This is a genomic window from Brucella grignonensis (assembly GCF_002252505.1).
In the GTDB taxonomy this organism is placed as follows: domain Bacteria; phylum Pseudomonadota; class Alphaproteobacteria; order Rhizobiales; family Rhizobiaceae; genus Brucella; species Brucella grignonensis.
Map to the genome: position 1 here is coordinate 1 of NZ_NNRL01000080.1, position 1,886 is coordinate 1,886.

Below are 1,886 nucleotides of genomic sequence, written 5' to 3' on the forward strand. Positions count from 1 at the left end.
TGCGTACGCGCTGGGAGGAGCTGGACCGCCGCATCGCTGCCTTTGACACTGAGTTCGCAGCCATGGCCCGCACCGACGACCGAGCCCGTCGGCTGACAGGCATACCCGGCATTGGAGCACTGAATGCCACCGCGCTGGTAGCCGCGGTCGGTAGCGCGGCTACGTTCGATAAGGGACGCGACCTAGCCGCATGGTTGGGTCTTGTGCCCCGGCAGGCCACAACCGGAGGAAGGCCGAAGCTCTTGGGTATCACGAAGCGCGGAAGCAGGTACCTGCGCAAGATGCTGATCCAGGGCGCACGATCCGCCATGCCTTCATTGGCCAAGAGCAACACGGCAATTGGATCTTGGCTGCGTGCGCTTCTCGCTCGCGCCCATTCCAACGTCGCCGTCGTCGCCTTGGCTGCGAAGATGGCCCGCACCGTCTGGGCGCTGCTCCACCACGGACGGACGTATCAGGTCGCGTCGATATAGGAATAAGGAAAAAGCGTCCGGAGAATATCCCACTGGACGCGACTAGCTGCGAGCGGTGAAAGGAAGATGGCCTGACAGTCGATCGGTGTTCCGAAAACCTCTGGCGTAAAATGGCCCATCGAGGCCGGCCCTTTTATGAGGATCGGAACGCGCGGATCTCCATCTTGGCAGCGGCGAAACGCCGACATGCCGGATACGTTTGTGCAGACTGTTCAAACCATCACAAAATCAACGCTTGCAACCGGGGCGGGCCATACGTTTTAGCAGGCTTGCCGCCGTGCGGTGGGCCTTCAGATGCGTCGCGTCGATCATGATGCGCTCGGGTTTTGGCCCTTCGCCTGCAAGCCCGGCGAAGATGCGGTCGAAGACGCCGAGCCGGCTCCAGCGGATGAAGCGGTTGTAGAGCGTCTTGTGCGGACCGTAGCCGGCCGGCGCGTCTTTCCATTGCAGACCGTTGCGGATCACGTAGACAATCCCGCTTACCACCCGCCGGTCATCGACCCGCGGCACCCCATGCGACAGCGGGAAATGGGGCGATATCCGCGCCATCTGGCGCTCGCTCAGCAGAAACAAATCACCCATCACGGCATCCTCCCGGACACCGTGAATCACATCTCAATCAGAATTAATAGGTCCTGAGCCTAGAATCCGCTCATGAACTCCGAAGATGATTCGCGCCTGATCAATAAGTTGCCGTCCGTTGATAAAACGCGAGCGACAGCCGTTTTCAGCGCGCACAAGTCCACAAATCACCGCGATCGTCCTTCCGGACGGTCCCACAGCACGCAGGCGGAAGACGACATTTCCGCTGCGCAGTCGGCGGCGGAGCCGACGACGGCCGCCGCCGACTGTCTAGACAGTGTTCTGCCCGACATTGGCGATCTCGTTTTGGAGATGGGCCGCGCCGACACCGACCCTTTTGAAGGCGCGCCCTCCCCTGCCCCGCAGCCAGCATCCGGACCGCAGCCGACATCCGGACCGGGGCCGACGGTCGGCTCGCAGGCGGTGTCCGGACCGGGGCCGACGTTTGGCCTGCCGGCGCATCCCTGGAACTTTGCGCAGCGCGGCCAGCCCTTGGATCGCAAAGACCGCCATATCGCCACCGTCATGGCCGGCATCCGCAACACCCACGCCGCGCCTCCCCGGCAGAAAGAAGCCATCCTGCCCGAGGATCTCTTGGCCATGCTGGAGACGCTCGACCGCGGCACACTGCGCGGCCTGCGTGATCGCGCCATGCTGCTTTTGGGTTTCGCCGGCGGGTTGCGCCGTTCCGAAATCGTCGGCCTCGATGTTTTTCGCGACCAGACCGAAGATTCTTCAGGTTGGATCGAATTTTTCCCCGACAAGGGCATTCTGGTCACCCTGCGCGGAAAAACCGGCTGGCGTGAGGTCGAGATCGGCCGCGGTTCGTCC

The 1,886-nt window shown here is 62.8% G+C and carries 1 protein-coding gene and 2 pseudogenes; 2 read left to right on the plus strand and 1 reads right to left on the minus strand.

The genetic code is table 11. The annotated features are described in order from the left end of the window. Window positions 1–473: IS110 family RNA-guided transposase (locus CEV33_RS01000; RefSeq protein WP_141211532.1), on the plus strand; the 473-nt coding region annotated here is incomplete at its 5' end. Between the two features lie 264 nt (window positions 474–737). Here CEV33_RS01000 and CEV33_RS01010 read toward each other — a convergent pair. Further along, window positions 738–1,055, minus strand: a pseudogene (locus CEV33_RS01010) (transposase); the annotation flags it as partial. A gap of 72 nt (window positions 1,056–1,127) precedes the next feature. Here CEV33_RS01010 and CEV33_RS01015 point away from each other — a divergent pair. Further along, window positions 1,128–1,886: pseudogene (locus CEV33_RS01015) on the plus strand (hypothetical protein); the annotation flags it as partial.